19 protein-coding genes are annotated in these 20,787 nt (G+C 71.2%); 12 read left to right on the forward strand and 7 right to left on the reverse strand.

The window, feature by feature from the left end; genetic code table 11:
- Window positions 1-308: 308 nt before the first annotated feature.
- Window positions 309-1,604 carry a M23 family metallopeptidase gene (locus F0L46_RS19845; RefSeq protein WP_149820804.1) on the reverse strand — a complete coding sequence of 432 codons (1,296 nt, stop codon included), beginning with the start codon at window positions 1,602-1,604 and terminating at the stop codon, window positions 309-311.
- A gap of 376 nt (window positions 1,605-1,980) precedes the next feature.
- Between F0L46_RS19845 and F0L46_RS19850 the strand changes: the two genes are divergently transcribed.
- Window positions 1,981-2,805, forward strand: coding sequence for a hypothetical protein (locus tag F0L46_RS19850; protein ID WP_149820806.1), 825 nt, complete (start codon window positions 1,981-1,983; stop codon window positions 2,803-2,805).
- Window positions 2,806-3,037: 232 nt separating this feature from the next.
- On the opposite strand, the gene F0L46_RS19855 is transcribed toward F0L46_RS19850, so the two are convergent.
- Entirely contained in the window at window positions 3,038-3,502 is a 465-nt protein-coding gene (locus F0L46_RS19855; RefSeq protein WP_149820808.1) for a peroxiredoxin, read from the reverse strand.
- 262 nt (window positions 3,503-3,764) lie between these two features.
- Here F0L46_RS19855 and F0L46_RS19860 point away from each other — a divergent pair, with 262 nt between their 5' ends.
- Window positions 3,765-7,127 carry a YhdP family protein gene (locus tag F0L46_RS19860; protein ID WP_149820810.1) on the forward strand — a complete coding sequence of 1,121 codons (3,363 nt, stop codon included), beginning with the start codon at window positions 3,765-3,767 and terminating at the stop codon, window positions 7,125-7,127.
- 169 nt (window positions 7,128-7,296) lie between these two features.
- Here F0L46_RS19860 and tyrS read toward each other — a convergent pair whose 3' ends face one another.
- Window positions 7,297-8,559: a tyrosine--tRNA ligase gene (gene tyrS, locus F0L46_RS19865; protein ID WP_149820812.1), complete on the reverse strand. Its 1,263-nt coding sequence runs from the start codon at window positions 8,557-8,559 to the stop codon at window positions 7,297-7,299.
- Between the two features lie 90 nt (window positions 8,560-8,649).
- Here tyrS and F0L46_RS19870 point away from each other — a divergent pair, with 90 nt between their 5' ends.
- Window positions 8,650-9,753 carry an anhydro-N-acetylmuramic acid kinase gene (locus F0L46_RS19870; RefSeq protein ID WP_240540074.1) on the forward strand — a complete coding sequence of 368 codons (1,104 nt, stop codon included), beginning with the start codon at window positions 8,650-8,652 and terminating at the stop codon, window positions 9,751-9,753.
- A 162-nt stretch (window positions 9,754-9,915) separates the two neighbouring features.
- Here the strand turns inward: F0L46_RS19870 and F0L46_RS19875 are convergent, their stop codons facing one another.
- Window positions 9,916-10,713: a potassium channel family protein gene (locus F0L46_RS19875; protein WP_149820816.1), complete on the reverse strand. Its 798-nt coding sequence runs from the start codon at window positions 10,711-10,713 to the stop codon at window positions 9,916-9,918.
- Window positions 10,714-10,839: 126 nt separating this feature from the next.
- On the opposite strand from F0L46_RS19875, the gene F0L46_RS19880 reads away from it, so the two are divergent.
- Window positions 10,840-11,634: a thymidylate synthase gene (locus F0L46_RS19880; RefSeq protein ID WP_149820818.1), complete on the forward strand. Its 795-nt coding sequence runs from the start codon at window positions 10,840-10,842 to the stop codon at window positions 11,632-11,634.
- Here F0L46_RS19880 and F0L46_RS19885 read toward each other — a convergent pair.
- Window positions 11,631-12,443, reverse strand: coding sequence for an SIR2 family NAD-dependent protein deacylase (locus F0L46_RS19885; RefSeq protein ID WP_149820820.1), 813 nt, complete (start codon window positions 12,441-12,443; stop codon window positions 11,631-11,633). The two genes, F0L46_RS19880 and F0L46_RS19885, sit on opposite strands and share 4 nt — an antisense overlap.
- 114 nt (window positions 12,444-12,557) lie before the next feature.
- Here F0L46_RS19885 and F0L46_RS19890 point away from each other — a divergent pair, with 114 nt between their 5' ends.
- The 6 genes from F0L46_RS19890 (at window position 12,558) to F0L46_RS19915 (ending at window position 17,200) form a co-directional block, all read left to right on the forward strand.
- Window positions 12,558-13,310: a pyridoxine 5'-phosphate synthase gene (locus F0L46_RS19890; protein WP_149820822.1), complete on the forward strand. Its 753-nt coding sequence runs from the start codon at window positions 12,558-12,560 to the stop codon at window positions 13,308-13,310.
- Window positions 13,307-13,714, forward strand: a complete 408-nt coding sequence (gene acpS, locus F0L46_RS19895) for a holo-ACP synthase (RefSeq protein ID WP_149820824.1) — start codon at window positions 13,307-13,309, stop codon at window positions 13,712-13,714. Before F0L46_RS19890 ends, acpS begins: the two co-directional genes overlap by 4 nt.
- A 58-nt stretch (window positions 13,715-13,772) precedes the next feature.
- The gene (gene lepB / locus F0L46_RS19900; protein ID WP_149820826.1) at window positions 13,773-14,540 is read left to right on the forward strand and encodes a signal peptidase I; all 768 of its coding nucleotides are present in this window, start codon (window positions 13,773-13,775) and stop codon (window positions 14,538-14,540) included.
- Entirely contained in the window at window positions 14,540-15,253 is a 714-nt protein-coding gene (gene rnc / locus F0L46_RS19905) for a ribonuclease III (protein ID WP_240540075.1), read from the forward strand. The genes lepB and rnc overlap by 1 nt, the downstream gene beginning before the upstream one ends.
- Window positions 15,234-16,148, forward strand: coding sequence for a GTPase Era (gene era / locus F0L46_RS19910; protein ID WP_149820830.1), 915 nt, complete (start codon window positions 15,234-15,236; stop codon window positions 16,146-16,148). The genes rnc and era overlap by 20 nt, the downstream gene beginning before the upstream one ends.
- Before the next feature lie 143 nt (window positions 16,149-16,291).
- A complete protein-coding gene (locus F0L46_RS19915; protein ID WP_149820832.1) occupies window positions 16,292-17,200 on the forward strand; it encodes an endonuclease/exonuclease/phosphatase family protein in 909 nt (302 codons plus the stop codon).
- A 262-nt stretch (window positions 17,201-17,462) separates the two neighbouring features.
- Here the strand turns inward: F0L46_RS19915 and F0L46_RS19920 are convergent, their stop codons facing one another.
- Window positions 17,463-19,448, reverse strand: a complete 1,986-nt coding sequence (locus F0L46_RS19920) for a PhoX family protein (protein WP_149820834.1) — start codon at window positions 19,446-19,448, stop codon at window positions 17,463-17,465.
- A gap of 141 nt (window positions 19,449-19,589) precedes the next feature.
- Here F0L46_RS19920 and F0L46_RS19925 point away from each other — a divergent pair, with 141 nt between their 5' ends.
- Window positions 19,590-19,775, forward strand: coding sequence for a hypothetical protein (locus tag F0L46_RS19925; RefSeq protein WP_149820836.1), 186 nt, complete (start codon window positions 19,590-19,592; stop codon window positions 19,773-19,775).
- Between the two features lie 68 nt (window positions 19,776-19,843).
- Window positions 19,844-20,419 (forward strand): glutathione peroxidase, encoded by a 576-nt coding sequence (locus F0L46_RS19930; protein WP_149820838.1) that lies wholly within the window; start codon window positions 19,844-19,846, stop codon window positions 20,417-20,419.
- Here the strand turns inward: F0L46_RS19930 and F0L46_RS19935 are convergent.
- Window positions 20,416-20,778 carry a YkvA family protein gene (locus tag F0L46_RS19935; protein ID WP_149820840.1) on the reverse strand — a complete coding sequence of 121 codons (363 nt, stop codon included), beginning with the start codon at window positions 20,776-20,778 and terminating at the stop codon, window positions 20,416-20,418. The two genes, F0L46_RS19930 and F0L46_RS19935, sit on opposite strands and share 4 nt — an antisense overlap.
- Window positions 20,779-20,787 lie beyond the last annotated feature (9 nt).

The raw sequence follows: 20,787 nt of genomic DNA on the forward strand, positions 1-20,787 counted from the left end.
GCGAGGTAGGACATAAATCAGGCACATAGGAATGTCAAGGCGGGCCCGGTCCCTCCCCCTTGCGGGGAGGGGTCGGGGGTGGGGGTCGTAAAGTCGGAGCTGGAAATCGGGAGTTGGAGCACGCACGCCCGTACAGGCTTGTTCTTGACCGGGACCTCTCGCGTCCCGACCCCAACCCCTACCCCTCCCCACAAGGGGGAGGGGGCGCACGCAGGCTGGTACAGCCCTATCCTTGACTGTAGGCGCGTGGCGTCCCGACCCCCACCCCTAACCCCTCCCCACAACGGAGAGGGGAATCGCGGGATCGGTCAGCGGCTTGCAACTTCATCAAGAGCCGCGGCGGCGAGCTTGGCGCCGGCGCGGAGGAAGCGCTGGGGGTCGACGGCGTCGCCGGAGAGCCGGGTCTCGTAGTGCAGGTGCGGCCCGGTGGAGCGGCCCGTGGAGCCGACGCGGCCGAGGGCCTGGCCCGCCGCCACCCGCTGGCCCACGGTGACGCTCATGGCCGAGAGGTGGGCGTAGCGCGTGGTGATCCCGTTGCCGTGGTCGACCTCGACCATGTTGCCGTAGCCGCCCGCATGCTCGGCCGCCACCACCCGGCCCGCCGCCGTCGCGGTCACGCGCGAGCCGTGCTCCGCGCGGAAATCGAGGCCCGTATGCATGGCCGGCCCCCGGGTGAAGGGGTCGAAGCGCATGCCGAAGCCGCTCGTGAGGTCGGGCTCGCCGACGATGGGCCGCGCGAAGGGGAGGGCGGCGGAGGTGCGGCGCAGGCGGTCGAGGGTGACGAGGCTCGTCTGGAGCCGGTCGACGCCCGCCTCGAACGGCCCGGCGGCGGGATCGACGGTGAGGGGCACGAGGGGGCCGCCCATGCCGCCCGCCCCGTCGGGAGGCGTGAGCTCGTCCGGGTTGAGGCCCGTTTGGCCGATGGCCTGGCGCATCCGCTGCACCCGGGCGGCGGCCTGTCGGTCGAGAGCCGCGAGCGAGCGCAGCTGCGCCGCCTCGACGGCGCCGATGGAGCGCTCCACCGCGGCGAGCCTGTCGCCCGAGGAGGCACCGCCCATCGCGGGATCGAGGGGGCGCTGGAGCGAGGAGCCGCGCAGGCGCAGCGCGAAAGGGTCCTCGGGCGCTGGCTTGCGGGCCGGGGCATAGGCGCTCGCCGCGGCCGGCAGGTCGGCGGGCACGGGCTCGACGGTGACCGCCTGACGCGGCGGCGCGGCCGCGCCCGACTGCTCGGCGAGGGTGGAGAGGATCGCCTGGCGCGTCTCGATCTGGACCTGCCGGCCGACGAGCCCCTCCAGGCGCCCTTCGAGGCTGTCCTGCTCGATGAGCTTCTGGCTCGCCACCCGGTCGAGGCGGGTGCGCAGGGCGGCGATCCGGTCCTCGTAGGCGTCCTGCATCGCGGCGTGCTTGGCGAGCAGCTTTCCCGCGAAATCGTCGCGGTGCACGAAGTACCAGGCCGTGCCCGCGCTCCAGGCCGTGAGGAGCGAGAACACCACGCCCGCCGCCAGAGCCGTGCCGCGTCCTACCGCCAGGACGTGGCGCACGGGAGCGGCGTCGCCGGGGGGCGCCGGGGAGCGGGGCGGGATGGGGTACTCGGCGGGACTCATCACGGCGTCCGCAAGAACTGAACGCCCCGATTGGACATGATTAAGGTTAAGGAAGCGCAAAGGGAGGGATGGCGGCGTCCATACCTTCGTCGCGGACCCGGCGGGCGCGAGGGGAGGGGCGTGGTCGCGGGAGAGTAGTGTGCCTCGCGGATTAGCGGAGATCGCGGTGCCTCGTGCGGGACATCTGCATTCCGTCGGGGAATGGCCTTCCCTATGCTCCGAGGCGGCTCGCGGCATCTTGCGACGCCTTGCTCTACCTCGGCCCGTGCCTGGAGCGCGCTGCCGACATTACCTTCCGAGCTGGTCACGGATGTATGACCGGCGCAGGATTGGGCGTCCCCGGGCGCACAGGGGACGACACCGTATGAGGACCGTTATGGGCATCGCCGAGATGGCTCCCGGCGCCGGAAGCTTCACCTTCCCCGACCCGGCCGCGGGCCGCCGCCGATCGACGCGGGTCTTCTATCAACGGCCACACCGAGAGGACCCTGTCACCAAGGTCGTTCTCGCGATGCATGGCCTCGACCGCGCCGCAGCGGAGTTTCGGGACGTCCTTGCAGCGCGGGCGCAGCAGCATGGCACGCTCGTGCTCGTCCCGGAATTTGACATCGAGGCGTTTCCGGACGTCCACGCCTACAATTACGGAAATGTCAGGCAGGGACGGGACGGCGCATTCCGGTCGCGCGAGGATTGGACCTTCGGGATCATCGACCGGCTGATCGCCCACGTCCGGGCGAATCTCGGAGGCGAGCGGACGTCGGTCGGGATGCTCGGCAACTCCGCCGGTTCACAGTTCGTCCTGCGATATCTGGCGCTGAACGAGGCCGCCTTCGTCGATCGCGCGATTGCCTCCAATAGCGGGCTCTACATGCTGCCGGACCTGGCGCTCGCCTATCCCGACGGCATGGGCGGGGTCGGATTGGATAGAGCCGCCTTGGCGCGGTACTTCGCCAGGAGCCTGACCATCCTGCTCGGCGAAGCGGATTGCGACGGCGCCGCTACGGATCTTCCCCGCGGCCCTGCGGCGTCGGCGCAAGGTCCCCACCGACTCGCGCGGGGCCTCTGGCACTTCGATCATTGCAAGCGGATCGCGGAATACCTTGGGGTTCCTTTCGCGTGGAAGCTTCGCGTCATGCCCGGTGCGGGGCATGTCGACCAGCGGATCTACGACGGCGCCATGGACCTCCTGGCCGAGACCTGAGCGCTGTAGGGCGTCTCCTCCGGAGCGGGTACGGGGTGCCGACAATCGGTCCACCGCATGTACGGCATGCAACGCATTCCAGGATCGGAGGAAGATCCCTGGAGCGCCCTTCGAGGCCCGCCTCCGGCGGGCACCTCAGGACGAGGGTGGGGCGATTGGATCAGGCCTGTCCAACCCCCCTCATGTCTGAGTGCGCACACCAGCCTCTAGGCACGCACCCGCCCCAAAACCCTCACAACCCCTTCGCCGCCTCCAGCACCTCGCGGGCGTGGCCGGGGACCTTCACCTTGGACCAGATGCGCGCGATCCGGCCGTCGGGGCCGATGAGGATCGTGGTGCGCTCGATACCCATGTACTTGCGGCCGTACATGCTCTTCTCGACCCATACGCCGTAGGACTCCAGCATCGCCTTGTCCTCGTCGGAGGCAAGCGTCAGGGCGAGGCCGTACTTCTCCTTGAAGCGCTCGTGGCTCGAAACGCCGTCCGCCGAGACGCCGACGATCTCGGTGCCGGCCGCGTCGAACTCCGCGCGCAGCGCGCTGAACTCCTGCGCTTCCTTCGTGCAGCCGCTGGTGTCGTCCTTCGGGTAGAAATACAGCGCGACCTTGCGGCCCTTGAGGGCGTCAAGGCTGATCGGGGTGCCGCCCGTGGCGGGCAGGGTGAACGCGGGAGCGGGATCGCCTTCCTTGATCGGCATGTCGCCTTCCTTTCGTCGTCTTTGTTGGGCTGGAACAGCGTTGGCGGGTGACAATACGAGCGTGCCTGTCGCAGGGATCATCGCGGCGGTCTAGACTCCTGCGGCGCGGCTCGATTCAGGCGCGCCGCGGGGGCGGGGGAGCCCCGGCCGGGCGGGGTTGCGCGCAGGTGCGTTAGGGCTGGGTTTGAGCGAACACGAGACACACGAGACGGCGGTCCGTGCGCCCGGGCCGGTGCGGGCGCGGCGCAGCGGATGGCGCTGCGTGCTGCGCGGCGCGCTCGTGGTGAAGCTCGTCCTGCTGAGCGTGGCGCTCCTCGCGGGTCTCGCCTTCGTGATCCGCCTGGGCACGGGCCCGGTCCAGTTCGCCGGCCTGTCCGAGCGCCTCGCCGACGGCCTGGCCTCGCGGCTCGGGCCGGGCTGGGACGTGAGCATCGACGAGACCTCCCTCGCGCTCCTCGATCGGTCGCTCGCCTTGCGGGCGAGCGGCGTCGAGATCCGCAACGCCGATGGGCTCGTCGTCGCCCGCGCTCCCGCCGCCATCGTGAGCGTCGACACCTGGTCGGCCCTGCGCGGAGCGCCGCAGCCGCGCTTCGTCGAGTTCCGCGACGTGCAGCTCAAGGCGCGCGTCGCCAAGGACGGCTCCTTCACCCTGCTGCCCCAGGGCGAGGCCGCGGCCCCGCCGCCCCAGCCGCCGCCGGCGATCGCCGACCCGGCCGTGGCGAGCCTGCCCGAGGCGCTGGCGTCCGGCACAGGGGCGCTGCTCCAGCCGAGCGGCATCGTCGGGTCCCTCGACCGGGCCCGGATCGTCAACAGCCGCCTTACCCTCGTCGACGAACGGGGCGTGGAGCGCGTGGGCTTCGAGCGGGTCGACGCGGATTTCGAGCGCGACGGCGGCGGCACCCGGCTCGACGCCGTGCTCAGAAGCCCCGGGGGCTCCTGGAGCCTTACGGCGGATGCCCGCGCCGGGGAGGGTGGCGGGCGCACGGGGGTGGTGACGGTGCGCGACGTGCCCGTGGACGACGTGCTGCTGCTTGGCGGCCTCGCCCACCTGAAGGGCGCCTCCAATCTCAAGGTCTCCGGCGACGCCCAGCTCGGGATCGCGGGCGACGGCGCCCTCCAGCGCCTCGACGTCCGCCTCTCGACCGGCCCCGGCCGCCTCACCCTGCCCAATCGCGGCGGCGAGATGACGATCGACTCAGCGTCCGCGTCCGCCTCCTGGAAGCCCGAGCGCGGCGTCTTCGCCATCGACGAGGTCGCCTACCGGGCCGGGGAGACCCGCATCGGGCTGTCGGGCGAGCTCGCGGAGGATCCCGGCCGCGGCTGGCGGCTCGCGCTCCAGGGCCGGGACGCCAGGTTGTCCGGCGCCGGGCCGCGCGACCGGCCCGTGGCGGTCGAGGCGATCGATCTCGCGGCGCGGGGCGCCGGGGGCGCGGTTGTGGTGGAGCGTCTCGAGGTCCGGGGGCCCGACGTCCAGGCGACGGCGACCGTGTCGGCGGGCGGGCCGGAGGACCGGGGCGGGGTGCGGGTCGGCGTGCGGGCCGGCCGCTCCGACGCACGCTCGCTGCTTCGTCTATGGCCGCCGATGATCGCGCCGACGGCCCGCCGCTTCCTGGCCGAGGCCGTGCGCCGGGGCCGCATCGCGAACCTGTCGATCGACGGGGCGCTGACGGGCACCGACATCACGGAGATCCTCGCCGACAAGGGCATGAGCGACGAGGCGCTGGCGCTCACCTTCGCGGCCGAGGGGGTGGAGTTCGCCGTGCGCGAGGGCCTGCCGCCCCTCGTGAACGCCGCGCTCTCGGGGCGCGTCACGGGGCGCACGCTTCAAGTCACGGCGCCGCAGGCGCGGCTCGCGGCGGCGGACGGGCGGGCGCTGGGCTTCCTCGACGGCCGGTTCACGGTGGCCGACATCTGGCCCGACGCGACCGTGGGGCGTCTCGCCTTCCGGCTCGAGGGGGACGCGGACGCGCTCGTCTCGGTGCTCAACGCCCCCGCGCTCCGCGGCAATGCGGGCCCGGTGATGGATCCGGCGGCCGTCAAGGGGCGCGCCGAGCTGCGCCTCGACCTCGCGCTGCCCGTCTACGACGCCCCGGCCTTCGCCGACCTGGCGCTCACCGCCAACGGCCGCATCACCGATCTGAGCATCGAGCGGGTGCTCGGCAAGGAGCGCCTGGAGAATGCGGGCCTCAGCGTCGCCTATGACAGCGGCGCGCTGCTCCTGAAGGGCGAGGGGCGGATCGCCGGCACGCCGGCCGCGATCGAGGTGCGCCAGCCCAAGGGCGGTGCGGGCGAGGCGGTGATCGCCCTGGTTCTCGACGAGGCGGCCCGGGCGCGCCGGGGCCTGGCTTTCGGCCCGCAGCTCACGGGGCCGCTGCCGGTGCGGATCGTGGCGCCGCTCGCCAAGGGGCCCCGGGGCGGGGCGCCGCGGGTCGAGGTGGACCTCACCAAGGCCGCGATCGAGGACCTCGTGCCGGGCTGGAGCAAGCCCGCCGGGCGCCCCGGCCGCCTGACCTTCGCCTGGTCCGAGACGGCGCCCGAGATCCGCGACATCCAGCTCGACGCCGGCCCGGTGCAGATCCGCGGCACGGCCGCGACCGGGCCCGACGGCGCCCTCGACAAGGCGGACCTCACCACCTTCCGGCTCTCGCCCGGCGACGACGTGAAGCTCCAGCTGGAGCGCGCCGCGAACGTGCACAAGGTCACGGTGCGCGGCAACGTGGCGGATATGCGCCCCTTCCTGCGCTACATGCGCGACCCGGCGCCCGCGCCGCCCGCCCGCGGCGCGCCCGCTCCGGCGCCGGCGAAGGAGGGCGGGAACGTCGATCTCGACGTGCAGGTCAACATCCTCACCGGCCACAACGACGAGGCCCTGACCCGCGCCGTGCTGAAGGCCAGCGTGCGCGGGCGCGAATTGCGGGAGGCGGAGTTCAACGGGCGCTTCACGGGTGCGGCGGTCGCGGGCCGCACCGCGCGCCAGAACGGGGCGCCGATCTTCGTGCTCCAGACCGAGGACGCGGGCGCGACCCTGCGCTTCCTCGACGTCTACCGGCGGATGATGGGCGGCGACGGGCAGTTCCAGATCGGGCTCACGGGCCTCCGCCAGCCGGGCACGATCCGCATGCGCAACTTCGTGCTGCGCAACGAGCCGGCGCTCAGCCGCATCTTCTCGCAGCAGCCGCCCGCGGCCGGCAGCGACGCCGCGGCCGCCGGGCCGCCGGCGGGGCTCAACGCGAGCGAGGTCGCCTTCACGCGCGGCCGGGCGGAGTTCGTGCGCACGGGGAGCCGGATCGATTTTCGCGACGCGGTGATCTCGGGCGCGCAGGTGGGCTTCACGCTCGCGGGATGGCTCGACCAGGGCCGGGACGTCATGGACGTGTCGGGCACCTTCGTTCCGGCCTACGGCCTCAACAACGCCTTCGCGCAGGTGCCGCTCCTCGGCACGATCCTCGGCGGCGGGTCGAACGAGGGGCTGTTCGCGGTGAATTTCCGGGTGGCGGGGCGCACGGGCGCGCCGAACCTCACGGTCAACCCGCTCTCCGCCATCGCGCCGGGCATCTTCCGCAAGCTCTTCGGCGCCGGCTCGAACGACGCCAACGGCCCGCTCCCGCCCCTGCCGGAGCGGTGAGGGGGCGCTCTACGAGGCTTGCTTCTCCCACACTCCACCCTCGTCCTGAGGTGCCCGCCGCAGGCGGGCCGCGAAGGGCGCTCCAGGGACCTCCCTCGCGACGGACTGCCCCGCAGGCCGCCTCAGCATCAGGGGGTGGAGATATGGCCCCCCTCTCCCGTCCTCCCCCTCACACCGCCCGCAGCAGCACGTGCTTCTTCTTGCCGAAGGAGAGCTTGATCACGCCCTCCGGCGTCAGGTCCGAGGCCGAGAGGGTGGCGCGCTCGTCGGTGACCGGCTGGTCGTTGACCCGCAGGCCGCCGCTCTTCACCTGGCGGCGGGCCTCGCTCGTCGAGGGGACGAGGGCCGCGTGGTCGGGGCCGAACGCGGCGAGCACGCCGATGCCGCCATCGAGCGCCGCCCGCGCCACCTCGACGGTGGGCAGGCTCTCGGCGAGCGCGCCCTGCTCGAAGGTCTGGCGCGCGGTCTCGGCGGCGGCATCCGCCGCGGCGCGGCCGTGGAGGAGCGCGGTCGCCTCCGTGGCGAGCACCTTCTTGGCCTCGTTGATCTCCGCGCCGTCGAGCGCCGCGAGCCGCGCGATCTCGCCCGTCGGCAGGGTGGTGAAGAGCTTCAGGAAGCGCTCCACGTCCGCGTCCTCGGTGTTGCGCCAGAACTGCCAGTAGTCGTAGGGGCTCAGCAGGCCGGGATTGAGCCAGACGGCGCCCGCGGCGGTCTTGCCCATCTTGGCGCCGGACGCCGTGGTGAGGAGCGGGCAGGTGAGGGCGAAGAGCTGGGGCGCGCCCATGCGACGGCCCAGATCCATGCCGTTGACGATGTTGCCCCACTGGTCCGAGCCGCCCATCTGCAGCCGGCAGCCGTAGCGCTTCGACAGCTCGACGAAGTCGTAGGCCTGCAGGATCATGTAGTTGAACTCGATGAACGAGAGCGGCTGCTCCCGGTCGAGGCGCAGGCGCACCGAGTCGAAGGTGAGCATCTGGTTGACCGAGAAGTGCCGGCCGACGTCGCGCAGGAACTCGATGTAGTTGAGCTTAGTGAGCCATTCGGCGTTGTCGGCCATCACGGCGTCGTGGCCGTCCGATCCGAAGCGGATGAAGGGGCCGAAGGTCTTCTTGATCTCGTCCTTGTTGGCGTCGATCTGCTCGGGCGTGAGGATGCGCCGGGTCTCGTCGCGGCCCGACGGGTCGCCGACCCGGGTCGTCCCGCCCCCCATGAGCACGATCGGCCGTCCGGCGCCCGTGGCCTGGAGCCAGTGCAGCATCATGATCGACAGCAGGTGGCCCACATGGAGCGAGGGCGCCGTGCAGTCGTAGCCCACATAGGTGGTGAGCTCCCCCTTCGCGGCCAGGGCGTCGATCCCGGCGGAATCGGAGGCCTGGTGGATGAAGCCGCGCTCGGTGAGCGTGGCCAGGAAGGCGGAGGAGGGCGTGGTCATGGTGGGCTCTCGTCGAAGGCCGGCCGTGCTAAGCCGGGGCACGCGGCCCCATAGCAGGTCATGGAGCCGGTTTCACGGGAGAAAAGCGCAGTGAGCGTCCTTCGTGCCATCGGGTTGATGAGCGGCACCTCCCTCGACGGCGTCGACGTGGCGCTGATCGAGACCGACGGGGAGCGCCGCACGACGCTTCGCGCCTCGGGCTACCGCCCCTACACGGACGAGGAACGCGCGCTCCTCAGGCTGGCGCTCGCCGACGGCGCCACGCTGACGAGCCGCCATGCCAGACCCGGCGTGCTGGCCGAGGCCGAGGCGCTGATCACCCGCGCCCATGCCGAGGCCGTGGAGGGCTTCATGGCCGAGCAGGGCCTGTCGCGCGCCGAGATCGACGTGGTGGGCTTCCACGGGCAGACGGTGCTGCACCGGCCCGAGCGGGCGCTCACCGTGCAGATCGGCGACGGGCCGGCGCTCGCCGCCCGCCTCGGGATCCCCGTGATCCACGACCTGCGGGCCGCCGACATGGCGGCGGGCGGGCAGGGGGCGCCGCTCGTGCCGGTGTTCCACCGCGCGCTCGCCGAGAGCCGGGGCATGGAGGCGCCGCTCGCGGTCCTCAACATCGGCGGCGTCGCGAACGTGACCCTCATCGGCCCCGACGGCGAGTTGCTCGCCTTCGACACGGGTCCCGGCAACGCGCTCCTCGACGACCTCGTCCGCGAGCGCACGGGCCGCCCCTTCGACGAGGGCGGCGCCATCGCGGCGGCCGGACGCCCCGACGAGGCGCTCCTCGCCTGGCTCCTGACGCATCCCTACTTCATCCGCCGGCCGCCGAAATCGCTCGACCGCAACTGGTTCTCCCACCGCATCGTCGCCCACCTCTCGACGGAGGACGGCGCCGCGACGCTCGCCGCCTTCACGGCCCGCTCCGTGACCCGCGCCCTCGACTTCGTGGACTCCCGGCCCTCGCGCTGGATCGTGGGCGGGGGAGGGGCCCTGAACGGCGAGATCCTGCGCCTGCTCGGCGCCGGCACGGGCGCCGAGGTCGTGACGGCCGATTCGATCGGGTGGTCCGCCGCCGCCCTGGAGGCCCAGGCCTTCGGCTTCCTCGCCGTGCGCAGCCTCAAGGGCCTGCCGATCACCTATCCGAGCACCACGGGGGCGCCGCAGGCGATGACGGGCGGGGTTCTGGCGCGGCCGTGAGGCTTGCTCCAAGCCCCTCATGCTGAGGAGCGCTCGAAGAGCGCGTCTCGAAGCACGCACCACGCTTCCACAGCCCTTCGGAGATCCCTGGAACGCCCTTCGAGGCCCACCTGCGGTGGGCGCCTCAGGACGAGGTTTGAGGGTGGGATGAGGGCGCCTCCCTCACACCTCGCCGTCGTTGCGGATGCGTAGCATGTTGCCGCAATGCTTGCAGTGGACGGCGTCGATGTCGTGCATGAAGAGCCCGCAATCCTCGCACTCGTAGCGCACCTTGGTGGGGCGGAAGATCGCCTGGAGGAGGCGAAGGAACAGGCTGACGCCGACGATCATCACCACCACCGCGAGGAGCCGCCCGCCCGGCCCCACGAGGGTGATATCGCCGAAGCCCGTGGTGGTGAGGGTGGTGATCGTGAAGTAGAGGGCGTCGAGGTAGTTCCTGATCGCGGGGTTCACGTCGTTCTGGGTGACGAACACCACCGACGTGACCACGAAGATGAACACGACGAGGTTGGCGGAGCGGAAGACGACGTCCTCGTTCGCCTTGAACCAGGGCAGGTCCTGGCGCAGGTCCGCGGCGAGCCGGTAGGAGCGCAGCACCCGCAGCGCCCGGGCCACCCGCAGGAAGCCGAGATTGTCGAAGAAGGCCGGCAGGAAGAGGGAGACGATCACCAGCACGTCGGCGATGGTCGCCGTGCTGCGCAGGTAGCGCCAGCGCCCCTCCTCGGCATAGAGCCGCGCCGCGAACTCGATGATGATCAGGACCCCGAGGACGATGTCGAGCAGCCGGGTCTCGAAGCGCCCCGGATGGGCGGCGATCACCAGGAAGTCGGCGATGACCACGATGTCGAAGGCGACGAGGGCGTAGCGGAAGCGGCGCGGGATCGTCCCCTCGTCGTGATAGAGATGCCGGAGCCTCTCCCGCCATCCCGTGCTCCGCCCCGGCGCGACGACCCGATCCATGCCCTCGACCCTCGACTTCGTGGGACCAACGCGCAAGCGGGGCCATGGGTGGCGTCGTGTGATTCCCGGGGACATTTCCGCGAGACCGACTCAACAGAACGGCCCGCGCGGGGTAGGCTCCACCCCATGCAGCAGTACCACGACCTTCTCACCCGCATCCTCGACGAGGGCACCCGCAAGGACGACCGGACGGGGACCGGCACCCTGTCGGTGTTCGGCCATCAGATGCGCTTCGACCTCTCGCAGGGCTTCCCCCTCGTGACGACGAAGAAGCTGCACCTGAAATCGATCGTGCACGAGCTGCTCTGGTTCCTCGCCGGCGACACCAATGTCCGCTACCTCAAGGAGAACGGGGTCAGCATCTGGGACGAGTGGGCGGACGAGGCCGGTGAGCTCGGGCCCGTCTACGGCAAGCAGTGGCGCTCCTGGGCGAAGCCCGACGGCGGCACGGTCGACCAGATCGCCTGGGTCCAGAACGAGATCCGCCGCAACCCGGATTCGCGCCGCCTCGTGGTGTCGGCCTGGAACCCCGCAGATCTCGACCGCATGGCGCTCGCGCCCTGCCATTGCCTGTTCCAGTTCTACGTCGCCGACGGGCGGCTCTCGTGCCAGCTCTACCAGCGCTCGGCGGACGTCTTCCTCGGCGTGCCCTTCAACATCGGCTCCTATGCGCTCCTCACCCAGATGATGGCGCAGGCCTGCGGGCTCCAGCCGGGCGACTTCGTCCATTCCTTCGGCGACGCGCACCTCTATCTCAACCACCTGGAGCAGGCTCGCCTCCAGCTCTCCCGCGAGCCCCGCGCCCTGCCCACCCTGCGCCTCGATCCCTCCGTGCGCTCGATCTTCGATTTCCGCTTCGAGCATGTCACGATCGAGGGCTACGACCCGCATCCCGCGATCCGGGCGCCGGTGGCTGTCTAGGCGCTCTCCTCCCGCACCGCCTCGGCGATCCGCTCGAGGAAGGCCTCGAGGCGCCGGTCGGGATCCGCGCCGGCCTGGGTGATCACCTCGATGCCCCATTGCTCCAGGACCGCCTCCTCGATGGGGCTCGCCCGCATCATGAACACGTAGGAGCGCGGCCGGTCCTTCTCGTACCCCGAGGCCTGCCAGGTCTTCCACAGGCGGTGGAGGAGGAAGCGGATATTGAGGTCGCTGAGGCTGTAGCCCACGAAAAGCAGGGTCTTGCCGAGCGCATCCGCCTGGAACTTCATGTCGAGGGGTGAATCGAAGGACAGCCGGTCGAGATAGTCGGTTTCCGCGATGACGATGGAGGCGTCGTCGTCGAAGTCGCCGTGGAGCTTCACGATCTGGGTCAGCCCCGGGCGGACGCGGGCCACGTCCTTGGCGTTGACGATCTTCACGAAGGGCTTGTCGCGCAGGGCGAACGAGGTCTCCAGGTTCCGGTCGAAGTTTGTGGTGTAGATGATGGGGAAGTCGAGCTCGACGATGAGCTCGTGCACCCGCGAGTCCCGCAGGCGGTCGTCGGGGATGGACCAGTGCCGGTCCATCCAGCTGCGCAAGGGGCCGATGCTGCCCTGCTTGAGGCGGTAATATTCGGCGAGCGTGAAGTAGTTGAGGTCGCCGGCGGCCTCCGTGTCGAGGCCGAGCTCCGCCGCCATGTGCTCGATGAGGGTGCGCCAGGAGGGCAGCCCCACGGTCATCGAGACGCCCGCGCCCGCGAACAGGATCGCCTCCTTGTCCCGCACCGCCTTCACGAGATCGTCGAACATGGGCCTCCCCGGCTGCCGTCGTTTTCAACGCGCCCGGCGCGGCGGCGTTCATGCGGCGGGGCATCTTGGCCAGACGGAGCGGCGTCGTTACATGAGGAAACCCTGGAGTGCCGCATGAGCCCGCCCCCCTTACGCCTCGGCGTCAACATCGACCACGTCGCCACGGTGCGGAACGCGCGCGGCGGGCCCGATCCGGATCCCGTGCGCGCCGCCCACCTCGCCGCCATGGCGGGGGCGGACGGGATCACGGCGCATCTGCGCGAGGACCGCCGCCACATCCGCGACCGGGACATCGAGCGGCTCAAGAACGAGATCCTGACCCCCCTGAACTTCGAGATGGCCGCCACCGACGAGATGGTCGCCATCGCCCTGCGGGTGCGCCCACACGCCGCCTGCCTCGTGCCCGAACGGCGCGAGGAGCGCACCACCGAGGGCGGGCTCGACGTGGTGGGCGGGCACGCGCACCTGGAGCCAATCGTGCAGCGGCTCAAGGAAGCCGGCATCCGGGTCTCGCTCTTCGTGGAGCCCGCGATAGAGGCCATGGAGGCCGCCGTGCGGCTCGGCACCCCCGTGGTCGAGCTGCATACGGGCACCTATGCCCATGCCTGCCTTGCGGGCGAGGACGAGCGCGTCGCGGCCGAGCTGGAGCGGCTGCGAACCGCCGCCCGCCACGGGGCGGGGCTGGGGCTGGAGATCCACGCGGGCCACGGGCTCACCTTCGACAATGTGGGCCCGGTGGCCGCGATCCCCGAGGTGGTCGAGCTCAATATCGGCCATTTCCTCATCGGCGAGGCGATCTTCACGGGGCTCGACGAGGCGATCGCCACCATGCGGGCCGCCATGGACGCCGGGCGGCGCGGGCGATGATCATCGGGATCGGCTCGGACCTGTGCGACATCCGCCGCATCGAGCGCTCCCTGGAGCGTTTCGGCGACCGCTTCACCCACCGCATCTTCACCGAGGGCGAGCGGGCGCGCAGCGACCGCCGTTCCTCCCGCGCCGCCTCCTATGCCCGCCGCTTCGCCGCCAAGGAGGCGTGCAGCAAGGCCCTGGGCACGGGCCTGCGGGCGGGGGTGTTCTGGCGCGACATGGAGGTGGTGAACCAGCCCTCGGGCCAGCCCACCATGCGCCTGTCGGGCGGCGCCTGGGTCCGCCTCCAGGAGCTGACGCCGGAGGGCTGCGAGGCCGTCCTCCACGTCTCGCTCACCGACGATCCGCCCATGGCGCAGGCTTTCGTCGTGATCGAGGCGCGGCCGAGGGCTCGGCCGTGACGATTGCGGCGCATACGCCGTTGGGATAGACCCAGCCACCTCGGAACTGGACAACGTGATGGATCAGGCACGCGTGCGCGAGCGGACGAAGAAGGACGAGGGCGGGTTCTGGGAAACCGTGAAGGTGGTGGCCCAGGCGCTGCTCATCGCCCTGGTGGTGCGGACCATCCTCTTCCAGCCGTTCAACATCCCCTCGGGCTCGCTGATCCCGACCCTGCTCATCGGCGACTACCTGTTCGTCTCGAAATATTCCTACGGCTACTCGCGGCACTCCATCCCCTTCAGCCCGCCTGTGATCACCGGGCGAATCTGGGGCACGCCGCCGAAGCGCGGCGACATCGCGGTGTTCAAGCTGCCGAAGGACAACACGACCGACTACATCAAGCGCGTGATCGGCCTGCCCGGCGACCGGATCCAGGTGGTCGAGGGCCGGCTCCAGATCAACGGCCAGACCCTTAAGCGCGAGCGCATCGCGGATTACCGCACCGAGGACCCGTTCGGCCGCGTCGTCGAGGTGCCCCGCTACCGGGAGACCAACCCCGAGGGCGTCACCTACACGACCATCGAGCGCGACGGCGACAAGGGATTCTGGGACAACACGCCGGTCTATGTCGTGCCCGCGAACCACTATTTCATGATGGGCGACAACCGGGACAACTCGACTGACTCGCGCGACGAGGCGAGCGTCGGCTACGTGCCGTACGAGAACTTCGTCGGCCGGGCCGAGATCATCTTCTTCTCCATCGACGAGAACGCCTCGGCCTGGAAGCTCTGGGAATGGCCGTGGACCGTGCGCTGGGAGAGGCTGTTCCGGCCGATCCACTGATGATCGAGAAGCCCTCGCTCGACGATCTGGAGGCGCGGCTCGGCCACGCCTTCGCCAACCGGGACCTCCTGCGGCAGGCCCTGACCCATATGAGCGGCGCGAGCGGCCGCCTCGACACCTATCAGCGCCTGGAGTTCCTCGGCGACCGCGTCCTCGGCCTCGCCGTGGGCGAGCTCCTCTACCGGGGCTTTCCCGGCGACGAGGAGGGGGAGCTCTCGCGGCGCCTCGCCGAGCTCGTGCGGCGCGAGGCCTGCGCCGCCATCGCCGACGCCTGGGACGTCGGGCCCCATCTGCGGCTGGGCTTGGGCGAGCGGAAATCCGGCGGCCGGCGCAACCGGGCGATCCTCGCCGACGTGTGCGAGGCCGTGATTGGCGCCGTGTTCCTCGACGCCGGCTACGACGCGGCCCGCGACGTGGTGAGCCGCGCCTATGGCGAGCGCATCCGCCTGGCCGGCAACGCGCCCCGCGACCCGAAGACCGCGCTCCAGGAATGGGCGCAGGGGCGGGGGCTCGCGACCCCCGTCTATCGCGAGGTGGAGCGCTCGGGGCCCGACCACGCGCCCCAGTTCCGGATCGCGGTGGCGGTGACGGGCGTTGACGATGCGGACGGGGTTGGCGCCACCAAGCGCCGGGCCGAGCAGGAGGCCGCGCTCGCCATGCTGGTGCGCGAGGGGATCTGGAAGGACGGAACCGATGGACGCGCAGACCCCTGAGACCCGGGCCGGGTTCGTCGCGCTGATCGGCGCGCCCAATGCCGGCAAGTCGACCCTGCTGAACCAGCTGGTGGGCGCCAAGGTCTCCATCGTCTCCCGTAAGGTGCAGACCACCCGCGCCCTCGTGCGCGGCATCGCCATCGAGGGCCAGGCGCAGATCGTCTTCGTCGACACGCCGGGCATCTTCGCTCCCAAGCGCCGCCTCGACCGGGCGATGGTCCACTCCGCCTGGGGCGGGGCCGGCGACGCCGACGTGGTGTGCCTGCTCCTCGACGCCCGCAAGGGCCTCGACGAGGAGGGCGAGGCGATCCTCGCCCGGATGCCGGAGCTGAAGCAGCCCAAGGGCCTCATCCTCAACAAGGTCGACCTCGTGGAGCGCCCGACGCTGCTCGGCCTCGCGGCGAGCCTCAACGAGCGCCTCGCCTTCGACCACACCTTCATGGTCTCGGCGCTCACCGGCAGCGGCGTCGACCGCATGCGCGAGGTTCTGGCCCGCGAGATGCCCGCGGGCCCCTGGCTCTACCCGGAGGACCAGGTCTCCGACGCGCCCCTGCGCATGCTCGCCGCCGAGATCACCCGCGAGAAGCTCTACGAGCGCCTGCACGACGAGCTGCCCTACGAGTCCACCGTCGAGACCGACCAATGGCAGAACCGCAAGGACGGCTCCGTGCGGATCGAGCAGACGGTGTTCGTCGAGCGCGAGAGTCAGCGCAAGATCGTGCTCGGCAAGGGCGGCCAGACCATCAAGGCCATCGGCCAGGCCGCCCGCCGCGACATCGCCGAAGCCGCCGAGGCTCCCGTGCACCTGTTCCTGTTCGTCAAGGTGCGCGAGAACTGGAGCGACGACCCCGAGCGCTACCGCGAGATGGGCCTGGAGTTCCCGAGGGAACGGTAGCGCCGCTCCGCTCTCCCCATAGGATAGGGGAGGGCGGTCCTCCCGCCCGCGTCCTTCGACCGAAACCCGGTTGGCCCGCCGCAACCGGACCTATAGCGTGTCCCCGCCGCCGTGCCGTGCGGTTGCCGGAACGCTCGATCCGCATGGCCGCAACGCTGCGCCTCCTCACCACCCTCGGTTTAATCCTCGGCGTCGGCACCACCGGCCTCGGGTGCCTGGCGCCTTGGTTTCCCGAACTGGAGCTCATCAACCACTTCCGCCCGTTCATCCTCCTCGCCACGATCCTGCTGGTGGCCTTGGCGTTCGCCGGCCGCCGGTGGCTCCTCGCGTCGGCGGCACTGGCGGCGCTGACGCTCGCGCTGGTCCTGCTGCCCTTGGTCTATCGTGCGCCGCTCCGGCCGGAGGCGACGGCGGACCTGAAGGTCGTCACGCTCAACCTTCTCGTCGGCAACCGGGACGTGGAGACCGCGGCCCGGTTTCTCGAGCGCGAGCAAGCCGACGTCGTCCTCCTCCAGGAGGCCGACCGGATCCACGCCTCCCTGTTCGAGCGGGTGCGGTCGACCTACCCCCATGCCTACTGCCCCGATCGGGTCTGCAGCCTCGCCCTGCTGTCCCGGCGCGCATGGCTGGAGGCGGGCAAGGAAGACGTGCCGCCTCGCCGTCCTCTCCTGGTCTGGGCGCGCTTTGCGGTGAAGGGCCGGCCCGTGCGGGTGATCGGCATCCACATGCCCTATCCGTTCGAGCCGCAGCGCCAGGCGCAGCACACGGACTGGCTCGTCACGCATCTGCGGCAGCAGTCCGAACCGGTGATCCTCGCGGGCGATCTCAACCTGACGCCATTCTCGTGGAAGTTCACACGTCTGGTGCACGAGGCCGGCCTGCAGACGCACCTGCTGGCGGGCTTCAGCTGGCCCGCGCACCGCTATCGTCCCGTCGTGCTGCTCGACCACGTGTTGACGTCACCTGGGTTCGCGACGGTATCGGCGCGGGTCGGGCCCCCGGTCGGCTCGGACCACCGGCCCGTCATCGTCGAGATCGCCGCCCCGCCGTGAGCCGATCCGGTCCCCCTCATGGTGAGGACGCCTGCGGGGCTGCCTGGAAGCACGCGGGACCTTGCCACGGCCCTTCTGAGATATTTGGAACGCCCTTCGAGGCTCACTTCCCCCGCATATCAGGACGGGGATGAGGGTGGGATCCAAGGGGAGCGGAGACCCCTCGACCAGCGTCGTACCCCCTCATCCCCGGCCCCTCTCCCCATGGGAGAGGAGAGAGCACCGCTCGATGCCCGGAGCGCCCCTCTCCCCCGTGAGGAAGCTACCCCCCGACGCGGCCGCCGCCGCGGCGGGTGATGGCGACAACGGAGGGGCGAGGGGGCATGCCGGGCTGGAAGTCGGGCCAGCGGGTGGTGGGGGCCTCGAAGGTGGCCGGGGCGGCGTTCGGGTCGTCGCCGTCGGCGACGCCGGGGTGCTGGACGGCGACGAAGAAGGTGGTGTCGTCGGGGGTGAAGGCTGGGCCGCAGAGCTCGGCGCCCACGGGGCAGCGGAAGAAGTGCCGCGAGGTGCCCCGGCCGGGTCCCTCGGTCTCCAGCGCCCAGACGCCGTCCGCCCGCCCGGTGCGGCGTTGCGTGTTGCCGTCGGTCGCCACCCACAGCCGCCCCTGGCCGTCGATGGCGCAATTGTCGGGCATGCCGAACCAGCCGTCGCGGGTGGTCGCGGAAGAGAAGGTGGCGCCCACCGCCGCGATGGCGGGATCCCCGCACCGCACGACGATCTCCCACGCGAAGCCCGGCGCGGCGTGGTCGCCGCCGTCGGGCGCCATCTCGACGATGTGGCCGAAGCTGTTCTCGGCGCGGGGATTGGCGGCGTCGACCTGCCCGGGCTTGCGGCGGCTGTTGTTGGTGAGCATCACGTAGACCTTGCCCGTCCGCGGGTTCGCCTCGACGTCCTCGGGGCGGTCCATCTTCGTGGCGCCCAGGAGGTCCGCCGCCCGGCGCGCCTCGATCACCACGTCCGCCTGCGAGGCGAAGCCGTTCGCCTCCGTGAGGGGCCCCCGGCCATGGACGAGGGGCAGCCACTCGCCCCGCCCGTCCTCGCCGTAGCGGGCGACGGAGAGCGTGCCGCTGTCGAGGAGGTCGCGGTTGGCGGCGCGGTCCGTCGGGTCGACGCGGCCGTCCGTGACGAATCGATAGACGTAGTCGAAGCGCTCGTCGTCGCCCTGGTAGATCACGTAGCGCCCGTCGCCGTTGAGGATGCCGGCGGCGCCCTCGTGCTTGAAGCGGCCGAGCGCGGTGCGCTTCTTCGGGGTGCTCGCCGGGTCGAACGGGTCGATCTCCACCACCCAGCCGAAGCGGTTCGCCTCGTTGGGCTCCTTGGCGATGTCGAAGCGCTCATGATGGCGGCCCCAGGCGAAGACGTTGGCCGGGATGCCGAGGCGCTTATAGTTGCGGGCCTCGGGCGCGTCGTCGGCGAGCTTGCCCCAGAAATAGCCGTTCACGTTCTCCTCGCAGGTGAGCCACGTGCCCCAGGGCGTCACCCCGCCGGCGCAGTTGTTGACCATGCCGAGCACGCGCCGGCCCGTCGGGTCGGCGTTGGTGCGGAGGCGCGGGTGGCCGGCGGCCGGACCGGTGATCTCCATCGCGGTGCCCGCCGTGATGCGCCGGGCATAGGCCGAGCCGGGAACGACGGACCACTTGCCCTCCACCCGGCGGATCTCGACCACCGAGCCGCCATGGGCCGCCATCTCGATGTCGACGAGGGCCCGGGTCATCCCGGAGAAGGCCGCCGCCTTGGTGTCCTGGCGGCCGAGCCCCGGGAACATCAGCTCCTCGCTCGTATATTCGTGGTTCACGACGAGGAGCCCATGGCCGCTTGGATCGGGGCCGGGGAGGGGCAAGTAGCCCACGAAGTCGTTGTTGTAGCCGAATTGCCGCGCCTGGGCCTCGGGCGTCTGGCGGTGCGGGTCGAAGGGCGGAGCGTCGGCCAGGACGGGGTCGCCCCAGCGGATGAGCACGTCGGCGTCATGGCCCGGCGCCACGTAATGGCGCTCGTCCGAGCCCGCCGTCACCTCCTCGAAATCGAAGCGCGTCGCGGGGGCTGCGGCCTGCGCCCGCGCCGCGAGCGCCAGGGCCCCGCCCGCGAGCGTGGCGTGGATCGCCGTGACCCCAAGCGCCCCGCGCAGCAGGTCGCGGCGGTTGAAGCGGGCGGCGACGATCTCGCCGAAGGTGGGGTTGGGGCTCGGGTTCGAGCCGAGGTCCTCGGCCGCCTCGGCGGCGTCGGCGCGGGTCAAAGGCGGCCTGTTCATGGGCGGTCCTTCCTGAAGGGCAGCGTCTTTATCGCTCAATTCTATGAAATCTCGGCGACATCTTTGAATCGGGTGGAACCTGTCATGCTTTGTTCACGTTGAATGGTTACGCTTGTACCGTTCCTGCCAGAAGGGCACGTCATGGCCTCCGCATCCAGCGCCTCCAAGACCCGGCACCTCCACCTCGTTCGGGCCGCGCAGTCCGCTGGCGAGGCGTTCGCGCCCCCGGCCTCCGACGATACGCCGATCGAGCGCGGCATCCGCACCTCGCTCATGTGGCTCGGCGTCGGCCTCTTCGCCGCCATCGGCCTCGTCTTCGCGTTCTGACGCACCCCCCTCGTCCCTCCGGCCGGGCGCTCTAGCATACCTCCCATCGTTACGGAGGAGAGCGCCCGATGCCGACACGCCGTTCCGTCCTGACCATCGCCGCCGCGGCCCTCGCCGCGCCCGCCCTGAGCCCTGGTGCCTTCGCGCAGCCTGCGGGGCTGTCGAGCCCCGACGGGTTCAGCTTCTCCTTTCCGGGCCTCGAGGGCGGCGACATCCGCCTCGCCGACTATCGCGGCCGCCCGGTCCTCGTGGTGAACACCGCCTCGCGCTGCGGGTTCACGCCGCAATTCACCGCCCTCCAGGAGGTCTGGACGCGCTACCGCGACCGCGGCCTCGTGGTGATCGGCGTGCCCTCCAACGATTTCGGGCAGGAGCTCGCCTCAGGGAAAGACATCGCGGGCTTCTGCAGCCGCGAGTTCGGCGTCACATTCCCCATGGCGGCGAGCCAGTCCGTGCGGGGCTCCTCGGCGCATCCGTTCTATCGCTGGGCCGCTTCCGAGCGCCGCGAGGCGCCGCGCTGGAACTTCCACAAATACCTGCTCGGCCCCGACGGCCGCATCGCCGCCTCCTTCCCCTCCGAGGTCCGCCCGTCGGACCCGCGCGTCATCGGCGCCATCGAGCGGGCGCTCGGAGCGCGGGGCTAACGCCAGACGAGCCACACGGCCGCCATGCCGGACGCGATCCAGACCGCCACGATCGCCAACGCCGCCGCCCGGCTGCGCGGCAGGCGCTCGTCGCGGGCGGCGTTGGCCCGATGCTCGGCGAGCACGTGGGGCGGGATCAGGCGGATGACGAGAAGGAGTCCCAGCGGGACGAGGATGACGTCGTCGAGGAGGCCGAGGACGGGGATGACATCCGGGATGAGGTCGATGGGGCTCAGCGCGTAGGCTACGACCGCGAGACCCAGAACGCGGGCGGCCCACGGCGTACGGGGATCCCGGGCCGCATGATAGACGGCCACGAGATCCCGCTTGAGGCGCCGCGCCCAGTCCCGGAGCGACATCGCCCGGCC

It is taken from the genome of Salinarimonas soli (assembly GCF_008386575.1).
GTDB classification, from domain to species: domain Bacteria; phylum Pseudomonadota; class Alphaproteobacteria; order Rhizobiales; family Beijerinckiaceae; genus Salinarimonas_A; species Salinarimonas_A soli.